The sequence below is a fragment of the Mycobacterium sp. NGS45 genome (assembly GCF_059812645.1).
Genome location: NZ_JCALDB010000021.1, coordinates 1 through 17,916, shown reverse-complemented (window position 1 = coordinate 17,916; position 17,916 = coordinate 1). Strand labels below are relative to the sequence as shown.

Here is a 17,916-nt window from a genome sequence, read left to right as displayed (position 1 = left end):
CACCATGGATGGCATGGCCAAGCTGGATTACGACAAACTCAACGCCACCACGCGGTACATGATGATCTCGGTGTTCGCCGTGATCCCGGGCGAACTCGGGGAGGACCGAACCGAGGTGATCGACGATGCCGCAACCTTCTTCAAACAGCAGGAGGACAAGGGCGTCGTGGTCCGCGGCATCTACGACGTGGCCGGCATGCGAGGCGACGCCGACTTCATGTTCTGGACGCACGCCGAGCGGATCGAGGACCTGCAAGCCACCTACACCGGTTTCCGCCGCACCCAACTGGGCCGGGTCTCCGAACCGGTCTGGAGTGTGGCCGCGTTGCACCGGCCGGCCGAATTCAACAAGAGCCACATCCCGTCGTTCGTGGCCGGTGAGCCCGCCGGTGACTACGTGTGCGTGTACCCGTTCGTGCGGTCACTGGAGTGGTACCTACTGCCCGACGACGAGCGCCGCCGGATGCTCGTCGAACACGGCATGGAGGGCCGCGAATACCCGGATGTGCGGGCCAACACCGTGCCGGCGTTCGCGCTCGGCGACTACGAGTGGGTGCTGGCCTTCGAAGGCCCCGATCTGGCCCGCATCGTCGAACTGATGTGGAAACTGCGCTACACCGATGCGCGTCGGCACGTCCGCGAGGAAACCCCGTTCTTCACCGGTCCGCGGCGCAGCATCGAGGACATCGTCACCGCGCTGCCGTAGCCGGCGCGGTCGGATACCGCTACTCGGCCGGCACCAGCCGCAGCGAGATGGAGTTGATGCAGTAGCGCTGATCGGTCGGCGTCGGGTAGCCCTCACCGCTGAACACGTGGCCCAGATGCGAATGGCAGTTGGCGCACAGCACCTCGACGCGGTGCATACCGTGCGAGTCGTCCGGGCGCAGTAGCACCGCATCCGAGTGGGACGGGTCGAAGAACGACGGCCAGCCGCAGTGCGACTCGAATTTCTCTGTGCTGCGGAACAATTCGACGCCGCAGGCGCGGCAGTTGTAGATCCCCTCGGTGCGGGTGTTGGTGTACTCACCGACGCCGGGGCGCTCGGTGCCGGCCCGACGCAGTACCGCGAACTCCTCGGGGGTCAGCCGCTGACGCCACTCGTCATCGGTGAGGGTGACTTTCGGGGCAGGCAGATCGGTGGGCTGTCCGGTCATGCATCCACGCTAGCCTGCCGCCGGTCCGGCGTCATCCACGGCGGGTCGATGCCGTCGTCCAGGCGGTCCTCGGCCCGAGCGTCCAGATAGCGGTAGAACAACACGCAGAACACCACGATCAGCAACAGCGACCAGCCGTAGGTGATCTTCATGTACTCCAGGAATCGGCCGGTGGTGGGCCAGCGCCACATCAACCAGCGGTCCATGGTCAAGAACCCGTAGCTGGCCAACCAGGCCGGCCAGTTGCGTAGCACCGAATTCTTCAGCACCACCGTCATCAAGAACGGGAACAGCATCATCGAGTAGTAGCCCTGCGCCAGGGAGAGCACCAGCCAGGACGTGACCAGGAGCACGCCCGAGGAGGTCAGCATCCAGAACAGCGGGTCCCGGGTGCGGTAGTAGCGGTAGAGCAGCCACAGGCTCACCGCGGCCAGCAGCACGAACAACACCCGCAGGCCCAGGATCAGCCAGCCCGGCAGACCGTAGTAGGTGCCGTTGCCCACCACCGAGGAGTTGAAGTAATCCCGGGTCTCCATCAGGTAGGGCAGGGTGCGGTTGACGAAGTTCATCGGGTCGCTCACCCGCAGCCGCTCGATCGGGCTCAGCACGGCCAGCGCGTTGAAGAACACCGGGACGCCGAAAGCGGTGACGAACACGCCCCATTGCCGGTTCAGGAACGGCAGCAGCAGCAGCGGCGCCAGCACCGGTTTGACCACCAGGGTGAGTCCGATCGCCACCCCGGCCAGCAGTTCAGCGCGCGCCCCGCCGGCCAGCAGCCAGCGCAAGAACAGCACTTCGCCCAGCAGGATGGCGCCGTTGATGTTGGTGAACACGATGGTGTTGGTGACCGATTCGGTGCAGAACATCGCCAGCAGCAGCGCGGGCAGCGCCACCGATTTGAGCGAGAAGCCGAACATCCGCACCAGCAGCATGGCGGCGGCGATCATCGCGACGGTGTTGAGCGCGACGTACCAGTTGTGCGCGGCGAACACCGGCAGATAGCCGAACGGCGCCATCAGCAGGGTGCCGCCCGGCGGGTACAGGTAGTGCGGGTCGACGTAGTCGAAGTTCTCGGCGTAGATCGGCAGGCCGCGACGCAGGTTGCTGACCGCGTTGTAGACCGGGCCGAAGTCGTCGGTGATGTAGCCGTTGGCGGCCAGCACGTAGCTGCGGTGGATGATCGCCATGATGGCCAGCGGCCACAGCGCACTGCGCACCACCTCGGCGGTGGACGGTGCGCTGGTGCGTGGTCGCAGCCCGGCCAGCAGGCGGTCGATGAGGCCTGGGCGGGGGTCCGTGGGTCGGGATTCGGTCGCCGTCACGACCGCACCGTACACCGGGGTGTCCGGTGGTCCGCTCAGGCGGGGCAGAACGTGTCGGTGCCGGGCAGCTCACCGGATTCCAGGTAGCCGCGCAGCGGCCCGAGCGCGCAGTCCGAGTACACGCTGGCGCCGTGCCCGATGCCCTGCCAGATCACCCGTTTGCTGGCCGCGCCCGCGTTGATGATGGTCGCGGCGGTGGCGGCCACGCCTTCGGAGCCGACGATCGGGTCGTTGGCTCCGCCGAGCAGCAGCACGTCGATGCCGAGATCCTTGGGGTCCTCGGCGGCCGAGCCGCTGGGCCAGTGCAGGCACTTCACCATGTTCAACGCGGCCACGGTGCCGAACTGCGGGTAGAGCTTGCCCCAGGACACCACGAGCTCGCGGACGCGGTCCGGGGTCGGGCGGTTCAGCGCATCACCGCACCGGTTGATGAATTGCCCGTCGGTGCCGCGCAGCGCCTGGGCCTCGTTGATCAACCCGGTGACCGGGCCGTCGTCGCCGCGGCGCGCGGCGGCCAGCGCATCGGCGAGCCGATTCGTGTTGGCGGTGCGGTCACCCTCGGGATAGGCCAGCGCGGTGACGATGGCCTCGGCCAGCGTCGACACCGACGCCCCGCCCGGTCCGTTGCCGGCCCGGGCCGCGTCCAACAGGGCGTCGACGGCGGCCCTGGGGTTGGGCCCGAGCGCACAGTTGGCCGCGGCGCACTGCGCAACGAATGCATCGAATGCCGCCTGCTGGCCTTGGACCTGCTGCTCGGCGGCGGCTTCTGCGCCGATCCCGAGTGCAAGCGGGGAATCCAAGATCAGCCGGGAGACCTTCTCGGGGTGGGAGCCGGCGTAGGCCAACGCAACCTGGGCGCCGTTGCCGATGCCCAGCAGGGCCAGCGTGGGCACATCCCACAGGCTGCGCAGCTTCTCCAGGTCCTCGGCGGCGTGCGCGTTGTCGTAGGCCGAGTCACCCGGTGAGATGGTGTCGGTGCAGTCGGTGGTCGCCGTCACCGTGACCGCGCCCAGATTGGCCACCGGGTCGTCGCCGGACTGGAACTGGGTCTGGTCGCGCATCTCCTGTCGGTCGTAGACGTCGCGGCAGTCCACCGGACTCGACAGGCCCATGCCGCGCCGGTCGACGGCCACGATCGGGTTGGTGTCCAGCACGTCGGCGCCGGCCCGCGACAGCCACACCGGCAGCTGCACCGAACTCGGCAGATCGGTGCCGGTGGTGAACACCAGTGGGCCGGCGTCGGCCGGGGTGGCCACCGAGTGGGCGCGCACGGCGCCGATCGTCAGACTCCCGGCGGCGCCGCCGATCGGATCCAGATCGGCGTCGAAGTCGGCGCACTCCACGGTTACGCCGGCGGGCGCGGGCAGGCCGGCGTCGGCGAACACCCGCGAAGTGCACTCGCTCCAGGCCAGCTCGCTTTGCGGTGCCGCGATCTCCGGCGGCCCTTCCGGCGCGGCCTCGGTGATCGGCCCACTTTCGGAGTGGTGACCGGAATCGGTGGCAAACCGTGGATCGGGGGCCAGGCCCGGCGCGCACGCCGTCACCGAACCGAGCAGCAGGGAAGCCACCGCAGCGAGGATCGCCGCGGTCGGGGCGGGCCGGATCATGGCCCCCACATTAGCGATCGGCGCGCACGTAGCGGCTGTACAGATAGCCGGCGTCGTCGCTGAGCAGGTGAGCGCGGCGCATCGCGGTCAGGTCCTGACCCAGCCCGGTGACGATTCTGGGGGCCTGACCGCCGGCCAACATCGGGGCCAGCGTGAGGCACAGCTCATCGAGCCGGCCGGCTTCGATGAGGCTGCCGTGCAGTTGCGGCCCGCCCTCGGTCAGCACCCGCGGCAGGCCGCGCGCAGCCAACACGTCGAGCACCACGGTGACGTCGACGGCGTCGGCGTCCGGGCCGGAGCAGTTCAGTACCTCGGCCGCGCCGCCGAGTCGGCGGCGGGTGGTGTCGACGGCGTTTGTGCAGGTCAGCACCAGAGGGGACACCTCGGTGTGGGTGAACACCTTCATGTCCCGGTCCAGGTTGCCGGCCTGGGTGACGATCGCGATCGGCGGCATCTCGGCTTGCCCGCGCTGCTGTCGGGCCACTCGGGCCGGCGCGCCGAGCTTGGCTCCGCCGTAGTTCTCCACCCGCACGGTGCCCGCGCCGACCAAGATGACGTCGGCCAGTTCCCGCATGAGTTGGAACAGCGCGCGGTCCCCGGGGCCGCCCAGGGCGCCGGTCTTGCCGTCGGCGGCGGCGGCGCCGTCGACCGTGCTGATGAAGTTGGACCGCACCCAGCAGCGGCTCAGCTCGGCCGGGTAGGCGTACAGCCGGGGGAGTTCGGTGAGCGCAACCGGCTCGGTGCCGTGCAGGAGTGTGAGCTGCGTCCCAGCGTCGGGTTCGGCCATGGGGACGATTGCAGCACGTCGCTACAGTTCCCTGCATGTCCGCCCCCCATCTCGTCGACCGGCACCCCACGGTGTCGCCGGAACGCCTGATCGCTCAGCTGGTCCCACCACCGACGTTCAACGACGTCAGCTTCGACAGCTACCGGCCCGATCCGGCCGAACCGACGCAAGCCGCTGCAGTCGAAAAATGTCGGCAGTTCTGCGTCGACGCGGTCAACCGGCGGAACGGCAAGAAGAAGCTGTTCGGCAAGCGCGAAGTGCTGCCCGGTGTCGGGATCTATCTCGACGGCGGCTTCGGCGTGGGCAAGACCCACCTGTTGGCGTCCACCTACTACACCTTGGCCGCGGCGGGCGCCGGCCCGGCGGCGTTCGCGACCTTCGGTGAGCTGACCCAGTTGGCCGGGGTGTTCGGCTTCACCGAGTGCATCGAACTGCTGGCCGATTACGTGGTGGTGTGCATCGACGAGTTCGAGCTCGACGATCCCGGCAACACCACGCTGGTGTCGCGGATGCTCTCGCAACTCGTCGAGCGCGGGGTGTCCATCGCCGCGACCTCCAACACGCTGCCCGAGCAGCTCGGCGAGGGCCGGTTCGCCGCGCAGGACTTCATGCGCGAGATCCACACCCTGTCGGCGATCTTCACCACGGTGCGCATCGAAGGACCCGACTACCGGCACCGCGGGCTGCCACCGGCTCCGGAGCCGCTGACCGACGAGCAGATCAGTGAGCGGGCCGCGCGCGCCGCCGGGGCCACCCTGGATGACTTCGACGCACTGTGCGCGCACCTGGCCACCATGCACCCGTCGCGGTACCTGACCCTGATCGAAGATGTGCGGGCGGTGTTCTTGACCGGGGTGCACGGCCTCGACGATCAAAACGTCGCGTTGCGGCTGGTGTCGCTGACCGACCGGCTCTATGACGCCGGTATCCCGGTGGTGGCCTCGGGTGCGAAGCTGGACACCATCTTCAGCGAGGAGATGCTCGCCGGGGGGTACCGCAAGAAGTACCTGCGCGCCACATCGCGTCTGCTGGCGTTGACCGCAGCCGGTATGGACCTGTAGTCAGCCCGGGGCGCTCAGCCGGCGAGCGTGCGCAGCATCACGTAGTCGTGCTCGAGCCGGCTGCCCAGCTGGAAGGTTCTGGTGCCGGCGACGACGAAGCCGTGCTTGCGGTAGAACCGCTGCGCGCGTTCGTTCTGCTGGTTGACACCGAGCCACAGCTGATCCGCATCCCAGCTGCGGGCGTGCTCCACCGCCGCGTTCATCAGGGCCGAGGCCACCGCGCCGCCGTGCTGTTCGGGCACCACGTAGCACTTCGACAACTCTGCGGTGTTGCTGTTGGGCACCGCCCGGCGCACGTCCGGGTCTGCCGGTGCACCGCGAATCAGCATGGCGTAGCCCACAATTGGTCCATTCGCCGGGTTGCGTGCGGTCAACACCAAGCGGGCCGGGTCGGCCAGGTAGTCGGCGAACCGGGCCGCGGACAACTCGGTGGCGGTGAAGTCTGCGATGTCTTCGGGGCGGGTGCCCGGCGGGCAGGCCAGTGCGAAGGTCGCGGTCGCGACGGTTGCCAGTTCGTCGAGGTCCTCGGGTGTGGCTGCGATTACCTGGCAGCGCACCTCAGACGGTCCATTGCGCCAGCCGCACACCGTCTTTCCGGTTGGTCACCACGACGTGGGTGACCAGGTCGCGGTAGCAGTCCCAGTAGACGAAACCGCCGACCGTGGCGCCGGCGGGCGCATTGTGCAGACCGTTCTGCAGATCCTCGGGAGCGTCGGTGTTGCGGGGTTGGTAAGCGTCACCGGTCATGGTGGCGCCGTTGAACACCCAGGACTTGGCGATCGCGTACGGATTGGGCGCTGCCACCACCTGGACGGCGACTTTGGCCTTCCACACCTGCTGGCGCGGCGGCCGCGGCGGATACCCGAAACCGGGCGGAATCTCGGACGGCTCGATGCTGAGCACGCTGACGTCGGCGATGATGCCCGTGGCGTCGTCCTGCAGGCGCAGGGTGTCGCCGATGCGGCCCAGCGGCGCATCTTGATTTGCCGCTGCCCCCGGCGCGAGGACCAGCACGGAGAGCAGCGTTGCGACGGCGGTGAGCAGGACGGCAACGGGTCGGCGCATCATCGAATGATGGCACACCTCAGGTAGTGCCGGACAGCGAAGCCAGTGCCTTGGCCAGCGGAGCCCAGCTGGAACTGGGTTGACGATTACCATGCTGCGGTGTGGCCCAGGACTTGCCGGTCGATCTGATCGACGAGGTGTCGCAGGCGTTGACCTCGGTGGTCCGCCTGACGCTGCCCGAGGAGCGCTGGGAACCGGTCGGTGAGGCCGTGCGGCGGATGGACGACGCGGTGTGGGCCGGCGACGAGGCGGAGTTGCGCACCCAGCTCCGCAAGCTGCGCGCCGCGGCCGTCGGCACCGCGCCGCGCGCCCGGCCCGGCGAGAACCTCGCGCCCACGATCAACCCGCTGTCCTACCGCAGCACCGATTACGCCACCCGGATGCCGCTGCGCTGGATCGTGGCCGTCCTGGTCGGGGCCGGGGTGCTGGTGGCGGCGTTGTTGGCGGTCATCATGATCGTGCTGGCCACCGGCGATCCGGGTGGCTCGGTGGATGGGGCCCCACCCGGTCCGGCGGTGACTGCGCCGACCTCGGATGCGCCGACCGGTGCGGGCACGGGACCCGGCGCCACCGGGGTGCTGCTCGGTGTGCTCGCCCTGGCCGGGATCAGCGTGTTCGCGCTGATGATCTGGCGGCGTCGCCGGCGTTCCGGCCGCGACGCCGGCCCGGACGGGGCGCCGTCGCCCCTGGGCTCGGGGCGCGCAGCCGCACCTGAGGGTGTCGCAATGGCGGCTGAGCGCGTCGTGGAGGTCTTGGCGGCCCGCCGCGAGGGGTAAGTCGGCTCAGATGCCGACCGGCGCCGCCGGGGCGGGCGGTGGCGGCACGGCGTCGGCCGGGATCATCTCGGGGGCGATCGGGTCCTGCGGGGCCGGCGGTGCGCCGAAGGGGTTCGCCAGCGGATCCGCGGGCGGCGGCGGGGGCAGTTCGGCGCTGGCGAGCATCACGGTGCCCGCCACCGGGGCCGGCGCGGGTTCCGGGAACGGCGGCGGAGGCAGCATCGCGTCGGCCGGGACGATCTCAGGGGCGGGCGGGGCGAACTCCGGGGCCGGCGGGGCGGGTTCGGCCGGCGGCAGCGCGGCCGGGTCGACCTGGTCCATCGGCAGGTACATGTGCTTGGTGAACTGCGGCTGGTAGGCGCCGCCGCCACCGATCTTGACGCCGCCGCCTTCGCCGCTGGAGACCGGCGTGCCGTCGGGCAGGGTGACCGCGGTGTGGCTGCTGTTCCAGCCGATCACCACGGCGTTCGGCGCGGTGCCGTACTTGAAACCACGCGCCAGCAGGGCGCGCTCCTGGTTGCCGGTGTGGAACCGGTCACCGAAGGCGGGACGGCCGCTGGCGACGTTGGCCACCCAGGACGCCAGGCCCGAGCAATCGGTGCCGCGGGGCGTATCGCCACCGGGAACGTATGGCGTGCCCGACACCTGATTGACCAGCGTCATCAAAGTTACGAGAGCGAACATGCGGCGGAACGCTAACAACAAGAATTCGGGCACGCCAAAATCTGTGGCCTCGATCACGCGCTATCGCATTATATGGCCCACGCTACATTTCCCGGCGCGGTCGAGTTTGTCGAACCCATACGTTTCGCGCACCGATGACAATGGAAAATAGCAGGTCACAGCGGATGTTGCCAATTTCGTCAGATTTTTCTGGCGGGGCTCTCATGCCGCTGATTGTTAGGTGCAATTCTGGTGTCGACAGCCCGGAGATATCCGAAATAGACATTCCCGACGCATATCGGATCCCGGTCCGTGAGCAATCCGTTGTCTGCCGTGACGGCCGGCTGCGGGCACGGGGCCGGCTCGTCGGGCTCGGCTCACCCTGCGCGGAATTCAGGTAGTTCCGTCGGCCGCGGTCAAGGTGAAGTCCAGCGGAGGCACGCCCAGCGATGCCGCGCCGCAGGCCGGGGCGGGCAGGGACTGCACCTGACCGCGCAGCGTGACCGGGTCGATGGTGAAACGTTTCTCGCCTTCGACCACAGAACCGTCGCTGCACAGGAATGCATCGGCGAACCGGGCTTGCCAGACCCAGTTGTTGCCGTGCAGTTCTGCCCGGTTGTGGGTGGTCCCGATGGTGATGGTGCGACAGTCGGTGCCGCATGCGGTCACCTCCCACGTCGCATGGTGGGTCTGCTTGGCATCGGTGGCCGAATACTCGTAGCGGCCGGTGAAATCCTCGGCGGCGGCCGGTGCGGCCAGCAGCAGGCCGGCACCGGACAGCAGCACGGCGAGTATCGGGGTGTGCATCGTCATGACTGTCTTCCTCACCCGTGCGTCCTTGCAGATCGTGGCGGCAGCGTAAGCAGGTGCGGCCGACCGGGGTGTGCCCGTTGCGGGTGGGCTGGGGATGAACGAGAACTCAGCTGGATTCGTCGCCGGCACGAACCGACGGTCGCGTCATATCTGCGCCAGCGACCGGAACCTTGGATAGAGGATTGCCGGGCCCAACCATCGGGCTACGAAGCTGCGTAGTGCAGCCCCGCTGCGCGGTTGCGGGCCGCTGTCGGTCAGCAGGGACTGTACGGTGCGCAAAGTCATCTCGGCGAGTTCACGCAGGGCGGTGGTGTCGAACCCGTGCAGCCGCCAATCGACTTCCAGGCGGTGAAACACCGCTATGCAGAACGTGATCGCGGTGTCGGATGTCAGGGAGACGACGGCTTCACCGCCAGCTCGCTGGGTCAGCAGCTTCTCCAACTGTGGATCACCGGAGAGGCGCTCGACTCCGTACGACACGCATTCGACGATGGCGGTGACCGGGTCGTCGAGACCAGCGGCGTGTGCTGCCAACTGGTCGATGAATCCGTTGACGGCACGCATGGCGCTGGCGATGAGCAGCGCGTCGGCATTGGGGAAGTAGCGGTACACCGTTTGGCGTGTGACGCCGAGTCGGCGGGCGACGTCGGCGAGACGGATCGCCGCGCCATGCTCGGCGACCTCGTCGTCCACCGCGCTCAGGATGCGGGAAATGGCTTCCTCGTCGGTGGCGGGCGTGGAACCCGCCCAACCTCGACTACGCATCCGTGGCCACCAGTCGTTCGCTGGTGAACTCGATCGGCAAGGTGGTGGGTCCGGTCATGCCCAGCAACGATTTCCATGGTGCCGGTCCGGCGAGGCGGACGCTGGTGAGGCGGCGGGTGAGGACGGTGAGTCCTTCGGCGAGTTCCCGGCGGGCGAGGTTCGCCCCGAGACAGTAGTGCGCGCCGCCGCCGAAGGTCAGAATCGGGGGGAGGTCACTGCGGGTGATGTCGAATCGGTCGGCGTCGGCGTAGATCGCTGGATCTCGGTTGGCTGCAAAGGTGTTCGCGAGGACGAAGGTTCCGGCCGGGAACAGGTAGCCACCGAACTCGACGTCGTCGACGGCAACTCGGGGCACGATGGCGCCAGCCGGTGAGTGGCGCATGCTCTCCTCCACGGCCTGCATCGCGAACTCGGGGTGCTCACGCAGCTGCGCCCACTGGTCCGGATGCTCGCAGAGCACTTGCACCGACGCGGCCAGTTGGTTTCGCGTGGTGTCGGTGCCCGCCATCAAGAACCCGGCCACCAGCATGCGGAGTTCGGCGAGGTCGAGCCGGTCCCCGTCACTCTCGGCGCGGATGAGTTCGGAGAGCAGATCGTCGCTGAGATGGTCCCGCCGGTCGATGACCATGTCATCGACGTAACTGTCGAGTTCGCGCCACGCACGCATGATCGCGGACTCGTCGAAGCTGAGATCGGGCTGGAAGTTGAGGGCCTTGAAGATCGCCGCGGTCCAGTCCGCGAAGAGTTGCCAATCCGCGCGGGGCGCGCCGAGCAGGGCGCAGATGATCGGGGTGGGGTAGGAATACGCGATGTCGGTCACGACGTCGCACCGGCCGGCGTCTTCCACCCGGTCGATCAGCCCGTTCATCACCTCGCTGATGGTGTCTTGAAGCCGCGACGTAGCTCGAGGCGTGAACGCCTTGGCGACGAGTTTGCGCAACCGGACATGCGCCGGCCCATCCAGGCCCAGCAGGCTGTTCGCCATCTTGTCGTACAGCGGACCCGAAGTGATGCCCTGGGACGCCAGCGTGATGCCTGGCGGCAGGCGGAATCCGTTGTGGCGCAGAATATCGCGCACCATCTCGTAGGACAGGATCTCCGGGCCGAGCGGTCCGATGGCGATCGGCGAACGTGCTTGCGCGGCCCGGACGTCGTCGAGGATGTCGTGCGGAGTGGCGTCGAAGTCGTAGCTGAACGTGGGGAGTCCGGCTTCGAAGACGTTGGGGACGGCGTCGGTCACGCTCATCGCCACCTCTCATGCGCAGCGCTCCTGGAGAGCGTGGTGGACATATCTGCCAAGAGCGTATGACCACTATGGTGATCGGTCAACGATCAAACCGGGATATGCAGGAAATCTCCGGCTGTGGGGTTTGGATGGTCATACGGAATTCTGATGGGTGTCTTGCGTGTCGGTTCGGGGCTGCGACGGTGTCGTCCAGGCCGCCGCTTAAAGTCCGCAAGCCGACGGGTTCGGCATACGTTCGCACCCGGCAGCAGTCGACTCGGTCATACCTGACACGTTGACCGTCGTCCGGGGAGTGACAGACGGTGAGGATTCTGCGGTGGTGATGGCTAGATGCCGCTCGGTCTGGACCGAGTCGATTCACATCTGATTCACGCGGTCCCGATTGAACCGTAACCGCAAGGGAAAAACTGGTGCGCGATACTGGGATTGAACCAGTGACCTCTTCCGTGTCAGGGAAGCGCTCTCCCGCTGAGCTAATCGCGCCGGACGAACTTTGGAGGTGGAGACGGGAATCGAACCCGTGTGCACGGCTTTGCAGGCCGTTGCCTCACCACTCGGCCACTCCACCGCTGGGTTGATGCCTTGCACCTTCGAGCGGATGACGGGATTCGAACCCGCGACCCTCACCTTGGCAAGGTGATGCGCTACCAACTGCGCTACATCCGCGTGCCACGAGCGAGATCGTCGCCCGTCGCGAAGCAGAACGATAGTCCACAGACACACGCGTACACAAATCCCTTGCTCGGCAGGGCCAAACGCGTGCTCAGAACAGCGAGTATCCCTCTCGGGACAGTTCGAACCCCGACCCCGACGGATTGGTGCAAATAACCCCGGCCGGTTCGCTGGTGCAGGCCAGTCCGCCGACGTTGTGCGTCTCGCCGTACGGCAGCGCGGCGCCCATGCCCAGCACGGTGTCACCGGCGCAGACGATCTCCGGGCTGCCGTCCACCGGCAGCGTGATGCCCTGCCCGTACCCGGTGACCGTCGGGCAGTCGGCCGGCCGGGGCGGCGGTGACCAATCGCGTTCGCGGATGTCGCAGCGCACGTAGTCGGTGTACATGCTGCAACCGATGTTGCCGCTCGGTGAGGTGAAGTCGACGTCGGCGAGTGCGGCGGGCGCGCCGGCCAGGGCGCCGAGCACGCCGAACACACCGCTGCTCAGGATGACCAGACGTTTCATGCGCCTAGCGTATAGCCACTTCACGGGACGCCGACGCGTAAGTTCGCAAGCGGGATTCTGGCTCGGACTGGCAGCCGTGCTAGTGTTCTGCGTCGTTCACCTCGCGCTGCGATCGGTGGACATGACGGTCTCGTAGCTCAGTGGGAGAGCGTCCGCCTCACACGCGGAAGGTCGCTGGTTCGAACCCAGCCGGGACCACCCTTCATATCTGCGGCATTCGACTGTGTAGTTCGCCACGTACCCGCCGTCGACACACGCCGCGCCGTCACCGCGAGTTGTCGCCCCGATTCTGTAGGGTCCTGCGACGTGAATCAGAGCGCACCCGTGGCCCCTCTCGAGTCCGTGAACACCCGCCTGGCCGCCGAACTCGGCGTCGGTGAGCAACAGGTCGGCGCAGCCGTCGCGCTGCTCGACGAAGGCGCCACCGTGCCGTTCATCGCGCGCTACCGCAAGGAGGTCACCGGCAGCCTCGACGACGGCCAGCTGCGCACCTTGGAGGAACGCCTGGGTTATCTGCGTGAACTCGACCAGCGCCGGGCCGCGGTGCTGGCTTCCATCGAGGAGCAGGGCAAGCTCACCGACGAGTTGCGCGCTGCGCTGCTGGCCGCCGACACCAAGGCCCGGGTCGAGGACATCTACCTGCCCTACAAGCCCAAGCGGCGCACCAAGGCTCAGATCGCTCGGGAAGCCGGCCTCGAGCCGCTGGCCGACCGGCTGCTGGCCGACCCCGGTCTGGACCCCGAACAGCTGGCCGCCGAGTTCCTCAACGACGACGTCGTCGATGTCGCGGCGGCACTCGACGGGGCGCGCCAGATCCTGATCGAGCGGGTCTCCGAGGACGCCGGGCTGGTGGGCGCCATCCGGGAGAAGTTCTGGTCTGACGGTGCGTTGCGCACCGCGCCCTGGTCCGAGGACGCCGCGAAAAGCCCTGCCGCACAGAAGTTCCGTGACTACTTCGAGTTCAGCGAACCGCTGGAGAAGATGCCGTCGCACCGGGTGCTGGCGGTGCTGCGCGGCGAAAAGGAAGAGGCCCTGGCGCTGACCTTCGACGGTGGCGACGATGAGCTCTACCAGTCGATGATCGCCTCGACGCTGGGCGTGGACCTGTCCTCGGCGGCGCCGGCCACCCCGTGGCTATCCACCACGGTCCGGTTGGCCTGGCGCGCCAAACTGATGATCTCGGCCGCCGTGGACGCGCGCATCCGGTTGCGGCAACGCGCCGAACAGGACGCCGTCGCGGTGTTCGCCACCAACCTCAAGGACCTGCTGCTGGCCGCCCCGGCCGGCACCCGGCCCACCCTGGGGCTGGACCCCGGCTATCGGACCGGGGTCAAGGTCGCCGTCGTCGACGGCACCGGCAAGGTGGTCGACACCTGCGCGATCTTTCCGCACCAACCGCAGAAGCACTGGGATCAGGCCAAGGCGACGCTGGCGGCGCTGGTGGCCCGGCACGGTGTCGAACTGATCGCGGTCGGCAACGGCACCGCATCGCGCGAAACCGACGCCCTGGCCGCCGAACTCATCGCCGACATCCGGGCGGCCGGAGCCAAGGCTCCGGTCAAGGCGATGGTCAGCGAGGCCGGCGCGTCGGTGTACTCGGCATCGGCATACGCCGCCCAGGAGCTACCCGAACTCGACGTCACACTGCGCGGTGCGGTGTCGATCGCGCGTCGGCTGCAGGACCCGCTGGCCGAGCTGGTCAAGATCGATCCGAAGTCGATCGGGGTGGGGCAGTATCAGCACGACGTCACCCCGAGTGCGTTGGCTCGTAGCCTCGACGCGGTGGTCGAGGACGCGGTGAACGCCGTCGGCGTCGACCTCAACACCGCCTCGGTGCCGCTGCTGGCCCGGGTCTCCGGGATCACCGAATCGTTGGCGTCGTCCATCGTGGCGCACCGTGAACAGGGCGGTGCATTCCGCAGCCGACGCGATCTGCTGCAGGTTCCCCGGCTGGGGCCCAAGGCATTCGAGCAGTGCGCGGGCTTCTTGCGGATCCGCGACGGCGCGGACCCGCTGGACGCTTCCGGGGTGCATCCGGAGGCCTATCCGGTGGTGCGACGCATCCTGGATCGCTCCGGGGTCACGCTGGCGGAGTTGATCGGCAACGAGCGGTCGCTGCGCCGTCTCGATCCCGGCGAGTTCGCCGACGAACGCTTCGGCATCCCCACCGTCACCGACATCCTGGCCGAGTTGGAGAAGCCCGGCCGGGACCCGCGACCGGCGTTCAGCACCGCCACGTTCGCCGACGGCGTCGAGAAGATCGCCGACCTGAAGGTCGGCATGGTGCTCGAAGGCGTGGTCACCAACGTCGCGGCGTTCGGGGCGTTCGTCGACGTCGGCGTGCACCAGGACGGTCTGGTGCACGTGTCGGCGATGGCCGACCGGTTCGTCTCCGATCCGCACGAGGTGGTCAAGTCCGGACAGGTGGTCCGGGTCAAGGTGATCGACGTCGACGTCGACCGGCAGCGCATCGGCTTGAGCTTGCGGCTCAACGACAGCCCCGAGCGTGGCCAGGGTAAGCGCGACGCCCGGCCACCGCGCCGCGACGGCGGCAACCAACCCCGCCGTGACGGTCGAAATCAGGCCCGCGGCAAGGGCTCTGGGCGCCGTGACACCAGCGAGCCCAGCGGGTCGATGGCCGACGCGCTGCGCAACGCCGGGTTCGGTCGTTAGCCGAGGCAGTCGGCGGCGTCGACCAGGTCGGCGTCCATGTTGCGCTGCATCATCTGCAGCGCAGCAGCCCCCAGTTCGGGGTCGATGTGGGCCACTGCGTCGCGCGGCACGGTCACCGAGTACTGCCGAATGTAGGCATCCAGCGCGCTGTAGAGCACGCACTGCTCGGTGACCTGCCCGGTCAGGATCACCCGCTCAACCTCCAGCTCGCCCAGCAGATAGTCCAAGGGAGTGGCGAAGAACGCGCTGTGCCGGACCTTGGTGAGGAACTGGTCGCCGGGTTCGGGTGCGATCGGCGCCACCAGATCCGGGCGACGGCCGGCCAGAGCGGCCTGCACCAAATCGTCCGGTGCGGCGGTGAAGTCACCGTAGTTGTCGTTGACGTAGATCAGGTCGACGTCGTCGCGCCGACGGGCCGTGGCGACCAATGCGGCCAGCGGTTCGACGATCTTCTCGACGTGCGGGATCAAGCTATCGGCATCGGGGTGCTGATAGGCGTTGAACATGTCGATGACCAAGACGGTGGTGTGCGCCATAGCTTGGGTTGATACCCGATTCGGCGGCTCACTATCAGCGGTTGCCCGAATCGGTTGCGGTCAGGCCTCGTGACCCGGCGAGATGTCCTGGACGTCGGAGAAGGTCACCAAACCCGCGCCGGTCACGGCCGAGCCGTCCTCGCCGGCGATCGGGGTGATCAGGTGACCGACGTGATCACCCAGGTCGAAGCGGTCGATCACCTCGCCGACCAGCCAGGCCCGGGCATCGGCGAGCACCGGCACACCGGCCGGTCCGGCGCGCCAGGCGCACCGGGTGAACTTGTCGGTGTGATCTTCGGTGGTGCCGCCGAACAATTCGGCGAGGTCGCGGTGGTCGCGGGAAAACACATGCAGCCCAAGGTGAGTCGAATTCTTGGCCACCTCGAAGGTGTGGTTCTGCTTCGACAGTGCCACCAGGAACCGGGGTGGGTCGATGCTGGCCTGGGTGGCGAAGCCGACCAGACAGCCGGCCGGGTGCTCGTGATCCCCGGTGGTCACGATGAACATCGGATAGTCGAGGTGCTCGACGAACGCCTCGAACGCCGTTGCGCCGTCGGTGTGCTCAGTCACTCGGCCCACGTTAGCCAGCGGCGGCTATTCCTGCACCGGGACCAGGTCGGCGCCGCACGTGCACTTGTAGGCCTGACCGGCGCCACTGCAGTGACATTCCTCTTCGATGCGGACCCGACAACCGCAGCCTTCGTGCCCGCAGCTCAGCAGCGTTCCCTTGGGATAGTTCGCCATCGTCGTCTTCCCTTCTCCAGGTCGACGCCGGAGGTGCGCCGACTGTCCTTCGATGGTCTCGCAAGAACGCGTGCGCCGGAGCGGGTTGCGCTATTCGGCGCCGCGTCCGCGTCGGCTGCGGTGGTAGGCGCCGCGCCGAATCTCGGCGACCCAGTGCGGTCGCATGCGCACGCCCGGTGCGGTGTGCGCGACGGGATCGAAAGCCATGTCATGGTGCTCATCGGTTTCGATCGGGCGCTCCAACTGCAACAGCGCCAGCGGCGTGAAGTCGCCGTTGCCGCGGGCCTGTTCGATCGCGATGGTCCAGGGCCGAGCGGCGATGGCCTGGTGCAGTCGCGGCACCGACAAGTCCCCGCCGTGGTCATCAGGTGCGGTGATGCGGGCGCGTAACCAATGGTTTTGCCCGTGATAGCTCAGCGGTGCCACCGTCGAGTAGTCCGCCGATGTCCACGTCGTGACCGGGCGGACCAGGAAGCGCCCGACCGCCGAGACCATCAGCACGTCCCAGCGCCCGCCGCCCTCGATCGGCTGGCTGAAGGCCAGGCCGGCCAGATCCGGCCAGCCGGCCGGTGCCCCGATGCCCTTGGACAGTCGGGCACAGGCTTCGCTGCTGCGGATCGGCAGGCCGTCAGCGTCGGGCGCCAACCGGGTGATGGTGGCTGCGCACAACAAACCGGTCGGATGGAACAGGCGTTTGCCGCGCAGTGCGGCGCCGGCCTGGAACGGCAGATAGCGGAGATCGGCGGGGTGCGTGCTGGCCATGCCGCTATGCGTGCCCCGCACGGCCGCGGGTCAAACCACCAGGGGCTGGCCCGCAGGCCGAACCGGTGTTTCGGGCGGAACCCGGCTACCCGCCGCGGTTGCTGTGGATAATCAGCGGATGGCTTCGAATCGGAGAGCGCGCATCCAGCGGCTGGGTGCCGTGCTGGCGGGAATGGCCATCGCTGCCGGGCTGGGCCTGGCCGCACCGGTCCACGCAGACGATCAGGTGGCACCGTCGCTACCGGTGTTCCAGCCCTATCCCTCCGATTGGCAGCCCAACTACGTGGTCTTCCCGTACAACCTGTGGCAGTCCCGGGTCACCCCGGAACAGGTCACCGCGCAGCGCGAATCCTGCCAGTGGTTCAACGCCCAGTACGGCACGCTGATGGATCAGGTATTCGGGTTCCAGCGTTTCCTCGGTGACCAGCACGACGTCTGGACTGCGCCGGGTGTGCAGGCCGCCGGAAATCTGGTGGCGGCCAACCTCGATCAATCCGCGGCCTTCCTGGAGCCGCGCGCCGACATCCTCTACATCGTGAACTATCCCGACCAGAGCGAATATTCGCCGCTGTACAACGGCGACTCGATCTATCACCTGTGGTACCAGTTCACCCAGATCAGCGACAAGATCAAGCAGAAGCTGCCGTCCGGGGTGATCAACGCCAACATCGCCACCGCCAACGTCTACGGCAACGTGATCCGCAATTCCGGGGTGTGCAACGGCGCCTGACCGGTGTGCGACGTGCGCTCCGAGCCGGCTAA

At 67.9% G+C, this 17,916-nt stretch carries 20 protein-coding genes and 4 tRNA genes; 6 read left to right on the top strand and 18 right to left on the bottom strand.

Features of this window, described 5'->3' with window-relative positions:
- Nucleotides 1-13 precede the first annotated feature (13 nt).
- Nucleotides 14-706 (top strand): hydrogen peroxide-dependent heme synthase, encoded by a 693-nt coding sequence (gene hemQ / locus AC5Y3P_RS17860; RefSeq protein ID WP_500047261.1) that lies wholly within the window; start codon nt 14-16, stop codon nt 704-706.
- A 19-nt stretch (nt 707-725) separates the two neighbouring features.
- Here the strand turns inward: hemQ and msrB are convergent, their stop codons facing one another.
- From msrB to AC5Y3P_RS17840, 4 genes are read right to left on the bottom strand one after another with little or no spacing between them, the layout of a single operon-like run.
- Complete coding sequence (gene msrB / locus AC5Y3P_RS17855; protein ID WP_500047260.1) at nt 726-1,154, bottom strand: peptide-methionine (R)-S-oxide reductase MsrB; 429 nt, start codon at nt 1,152-1,154, stop codon at nt 726-728.
- Nucleotides 1,151-2,491: an arabinofuranan 3-O-arabinosyltransferase gene (gene aftC, locus AC5Y3P_RS17850; protein WP_500047259.1), complete on the bottom strand. Its 1,341-nt coding sequence runs from the start codon at nt 2,489-2,491 to the stop codon at nt 1,151-1,153. Before aftC ends, msrB begins: the two co-directional genes overlap by 4 nt.
- A gap of 20 nt (nt 2,492-2,511) precedes the next feature.
- Nucleotides 2,512-4,083, bottom strand: a complete 1,572-nt coding sequence (locus AC5Y3P_RS17845) for an alpha/beta fold hydrolase (protein WP_500047258.1) — start codon at nt 4,081-4,083, stop codon at nt 2,512-2,514.
- 10 nt (nt 4,084-4,093) lie between these two features.
- Nucleotides 4,094-4,870: a pyrimidine reductase family protein gene (locus tag AC5Y3P_RS17840; RefSeq protein ID WP_500047257.1), complete on the bottom strand. Its 777-nt coding sequence runs from the start codon at nt 4,868-4,870 to the stop codon at nt 4,094-4,096.
- Nucleotides 4,871-4,905: 35 nt separating this feature from the next.
- Between AC5Y3P_RS17840 and zapE the strand changes: the two genes are divergently transcribed.
- Nucleotides 4,906-5,931, top strand: a complete 1,026-nt coding sequence (gene zapE / locus AC5Y3P_RS17835; RefSeq protein WP_500047256.1) for a cell division protein ZapE — start codon at nt 4,906-4,908, stop codon at nt 5,929-5,931.
- Between the two features lie 14 nt (nt 5,932-5,945).
- On the opposite strand, the gene AC5Y3P_RS17830 is transcribed toward zapE, so the two are convergent.
- Nucleotides 5,946-6,488, bottom strand: coding sequence for a GNAT family N-acetyltransferase (locus AC5Y3P_RS17830; RefSeq protein WP_500047255.1), 543 nt, complete (start codon nt 6,486-6,488; stop codon nt 5,946-5,948).
- Nucleotide 6,489: 1 nt separating this feature from the next.
- Nucleotides 6,490-6,996, bottom strand: coding sequence for a hypothetical protein (locus AC5Y3P_RS17825; RefSeq protein ID WP_500047254.1), 507 nt, complete (start codon nt 6,994-6,996; stop codon nt 6,490-6,492).
- Between the two features lie 101 nt (nt 6,997-7,097).
- Between AC5Y3P_RS17825 and AC5Y3P_RS17820 the strand changes: the two genes are divergently transcribed.
- A complete protein-coding gene (locus tag AC5Y3P_RS17820; protein WP_500047253.1) occupies nt 7,098-7,772 on the top strand; it encodes a CATRA system-associated protein in 675 nt (224 codons plus the stop codon).
- 6 nt (nt 7,773-7,778) lie between these two features.
- Here the strand turns inward: AC5Y3P_RS17820 and AC5Y3P_RS17815 are convergent, their stop codons facing one another.
- The 8 genes from AC5Y3P_RS17815 to AC5Y3P_RS17780 all read right to left on the bottom strand — a co-directional run bounded on the left by AC5Y3P_RS17815 (nt 7,779) and on the right by AC5Y3P_RS17780 (nt 12,439).
- Nucleotides 7,779-8,456: a peptidoglycan endopeptidase gene (locus AC5Y3P_RS17815; RefSeq protein WP_500047252.1), complete on the bottom strand. Its 678-nt coding sequence runs from the start codon at nt 8,454-8,456 to the stop codon at nt 7,779-7,781.
- A 372-nt stretch (nt 8,457-8,828) separates the two neighbouring features.
- Entirely contained in the window at nt 8,829-9,263 is a 435-nt protein-coding gene (locus AC5Y3P_RS17810; RefSeq protein ID WP_500047251.1) for a hypothetical protein, read from the bottom strand.
- 129 nt (nt 9,264-9,392) lie between these two features.
- Entirely contained in the window at nt 9,393-10,013 is a 621-nt protein-coding gene (locus tag AC5Y3P_RS17805; protein ID WP_500047250.1) for a TetR/AcrR family transcriptional regulator, read from the bottom strand.
- Nucleotides 10,006-11,259, bottom strand: coding sequence for a cytochrome P450 (locus AC5Y3P_RS17800; RefSeq protein ID WP_500047249.1), 1,254 nt, complete (start codon nt 11,257-11,259; stop codon nt 10,006-10,008). The genes AC5Y3P_RS17805 and AC5Y3P_RS17800 overlap by 8 nt, the downstream gene beginning before the upstream one ends.
- Before the next feature lie 408 nt (nt 11,260-11,667).
- A tRNA-Val gene (locus AC5Y3P_RS17795) sits at nt 11,668-11,742 on the bottom strand.
- Between the two features lie 11 nt (nt 11,743-11,753).
- Nucleotides 11,754-11,827: transfer RNA gene (locus AC5Y3P_RS17790), tRNA-Cys, on the bottom strand.
- Between the two features lie 25 nt (nt 11,828-11,852).
- Nucleotides 11,853-11,925 (bottom strand) — tRNA-Gly (locus AC5Y3P_RS17785).
- A 97-nt stretch (nt 11,926-12,022) separates the two neighbouring features.
- Nucleotides 12,023-12,439 carry a DUF6636 domain-containing protein gene (locus AC5Y3P_RS17780; protein WP_500047248.1) on the bottom strand — a complete coding sequence of 139 codons (417 nt, stop codon included), beginning with the start codon at nt 12,437-12,439 and terminating at the stop codon, nt 12,023-12,025.
- A 126-nt stretch (nt 12,440-12,565) separates the two neighbouring features.
- Here AC5Y3P_RS17780 and AC5Y3P_RS17775 point away from each other — a divergent pair.
- A tRNA-Val gene (locus tag AC5Y3P_RS17775) sits at nt 12,566-12,637 on the top strand.
- Between the two features lie 108 nt (nt 12,638-12,745).
- Nucleotides 12,746-15,112: a Tex family protein gene (locus AC5Y3P_RS17770; RefSeq protein ID WP_500047247.1), complete on the top strand. Its 2,367-nt coding sequence runs from the start codon at nt 12,746-12,748 to the stop codon at nt 15,110-15,112.
- Here the strand turns inward: AC5Y3P_RS17770 and AC5Y3P_RS17765 are convergent.
- From AC5Y3P_RS17765 to AC5Y3P_RS17750, 4 genes are all read right to left on the bottom strand, one after another.
- Nucleotides 15,109-15,648: a cysteine hydrolase family protein gene (locus AC5Y3P_RS17765; RefSeq protein WP_500047246.1), complete on the bottom strand. Its 540-nt coding sequence runs from the start codon at nt 15,646-15,648 to the stop codon at nt 15,109-15,111. The two genes, AC5Y3P_RS17770 and AC5Y3P_RS17765, sit on opposite strands and share 4 nt — an antisense overlap.
- 60 nt (nt 15,649-15,708) lie before the next feature.
- Nucleotides 15,709-16,155 (bottom strand): flavin reductase family protein, encoded by a 447-nt coding sequence (locus AC5Y3P_RS17760; protein ID WP_500047334.1) that lies wholly within the window; start codon nt 16,153-16,155, stop codon nt 15,709-15,711.
- An 87-nt stretch (nt 16,156-16,242) separates the two neighbouring features.
- Nucleotides 16,243-16,392, bottom strand: a complete 150-nt coding sequence (mymT, locus tag AC5Y3P_RS17755) for a copper-binding metallothionein MymT (protein ID WP_500047245.1) — start codon at nt 16,390-16,392, stop codon at nt 16,243-16,245.
- 90 nt (nt 16,393-16,482) lie between these two features.
- Nucleotides 16,483-17,154 carry a phosphodiesterase gene (locus tag AC5Y3P_RS17750; RefSeq protein ID WP_500047244.1) on the bottom strand — a complete coding sequence of 224 codons (672 nt, stop codon included), beginning with the start codon at nt 17,152-17,154 and terminating at the stop codon, nt 16,483-16,485.
- A gap of 118 nt (nt 17,155-17,272) precedes the next feature.
- Between AC5Y3P_RS17750 and AC5Y3P_RS17745 the strand changes: the two genes are divergently transcribed.
- A complete protein-coding gene (locus AC5Y3P_RS17745; protein ID WP_500047243.1) occupies nt 17,273-17,884 on the top strand; it encodes a hypothetical protein in 612 nt (203 codons plus the stop codon).
- The last annotated feature ends 32 nt before the right edge of the window (nt 17,885-17,916 follow it).

Coding starts and splice junctions, on each gene's coding strand:
- hemQ (WP_500047261.1), top strand. CDS start 14: ATGGCCAAGCTGGATTACGACAAACTCAACGCCACCACGCGGTACATG.
- msrB (WP_500047260.1), bottom strand. CDS start 1,154: ATGACCGGACAGCCCACCGATCTGCCTGCCCCGAAAGTCACCCTCACC.
- AC5Y3P_RS17845 (WP_500047258.1), bottom strand. CDS start 4,083: ATGATCCGGCCCGCCCCGACCGCGGCGATCCTCGCTGCGGTGGCTTCC.
- AC5Y3P_RS17840 (WP_500047257.1), bottom strand. CDS start 4,870: ATGGCCGAACCCGACGCTGGGACGCAGCTCACACTCCTGCACGGCACC.
- zapE (WP_500047256.1), top strand. CDS start 4,906: ATGTCCGCCCCCCATCTCGTCGACCGGCACCCCACGGTGTCGCCGGAA.
- AC5Y3P_RS17825 (WP_500047254.1), bottom strand. CDS start 6,996: ATGCGCCGACCCGTTGCCGTCCTGCTCACCGCCGTCGCAACGCTGCTC.
- AC5Y3P_RS17815 (WP_500047252.1), bottom strand. CDS start 8,456: ATGTTCGCTCTCGTAACTTTGATGACGCTGGTCAATCAGGTGTCGGGC.
- AC5Y3P_RS17805 (WP_500047250.1), bottom strand. CDS start 10,013: ATGCGTAGTCGAGGTTGGGCGGGTTCCACGCCCGCCACCGACGAGGAA.
- AC5Y3P_RS17800 (WP_500047249.1), bottom strand. CDS start 11,259: ATGAGCGTGACCGACGCCGTCCCCAACGTCTTCGAAGCCGGACTCCCC.
- AC5Y3P_RS17780 (WP_500047248.1), bottom strand. CDS start 12,439: ATGAAACGTCTGGTCATCCTGAGCAGCGGTGTGTTCGGCGTGCTCGGC.
- AC5Y3P_RS17765 (WP_500047246.1), bottom strand. CDS start 15,648: ATGGCGCACACCACCGTCTTGGTCATCGACATGTTCAACGCCTATCAG.
- AC5Y3P_RS17760 (WP_500047334.1), bottom strand. CDS start 16,155: ATGTTCATCGTGACCACCGGGGATCACGAGCACCCGGCCGGCTGTCTG.
- mymT (WP_500047245.1), bottom strand. CDS start 16,392: ATGGCGAACTATCCCAAGGGAACGCTGCTGAGCTGCGGGCACGAAGGC.
- AC5Y3P_RS17750 (WP_500047244.1), bottom strand. CDS start 17,154: ATGGCCAGCACGCACCCCGCCGATCTCCGCTATCTGCCGTTCCAGGCC.
- AC5Y3P_RS17745 (WP_500047243.1), top strand. CDS start 17,273: ATGGCTTCGAATCGGAGAGCGCGCATCCAGCGGCTGGGTGCCGTGCTG.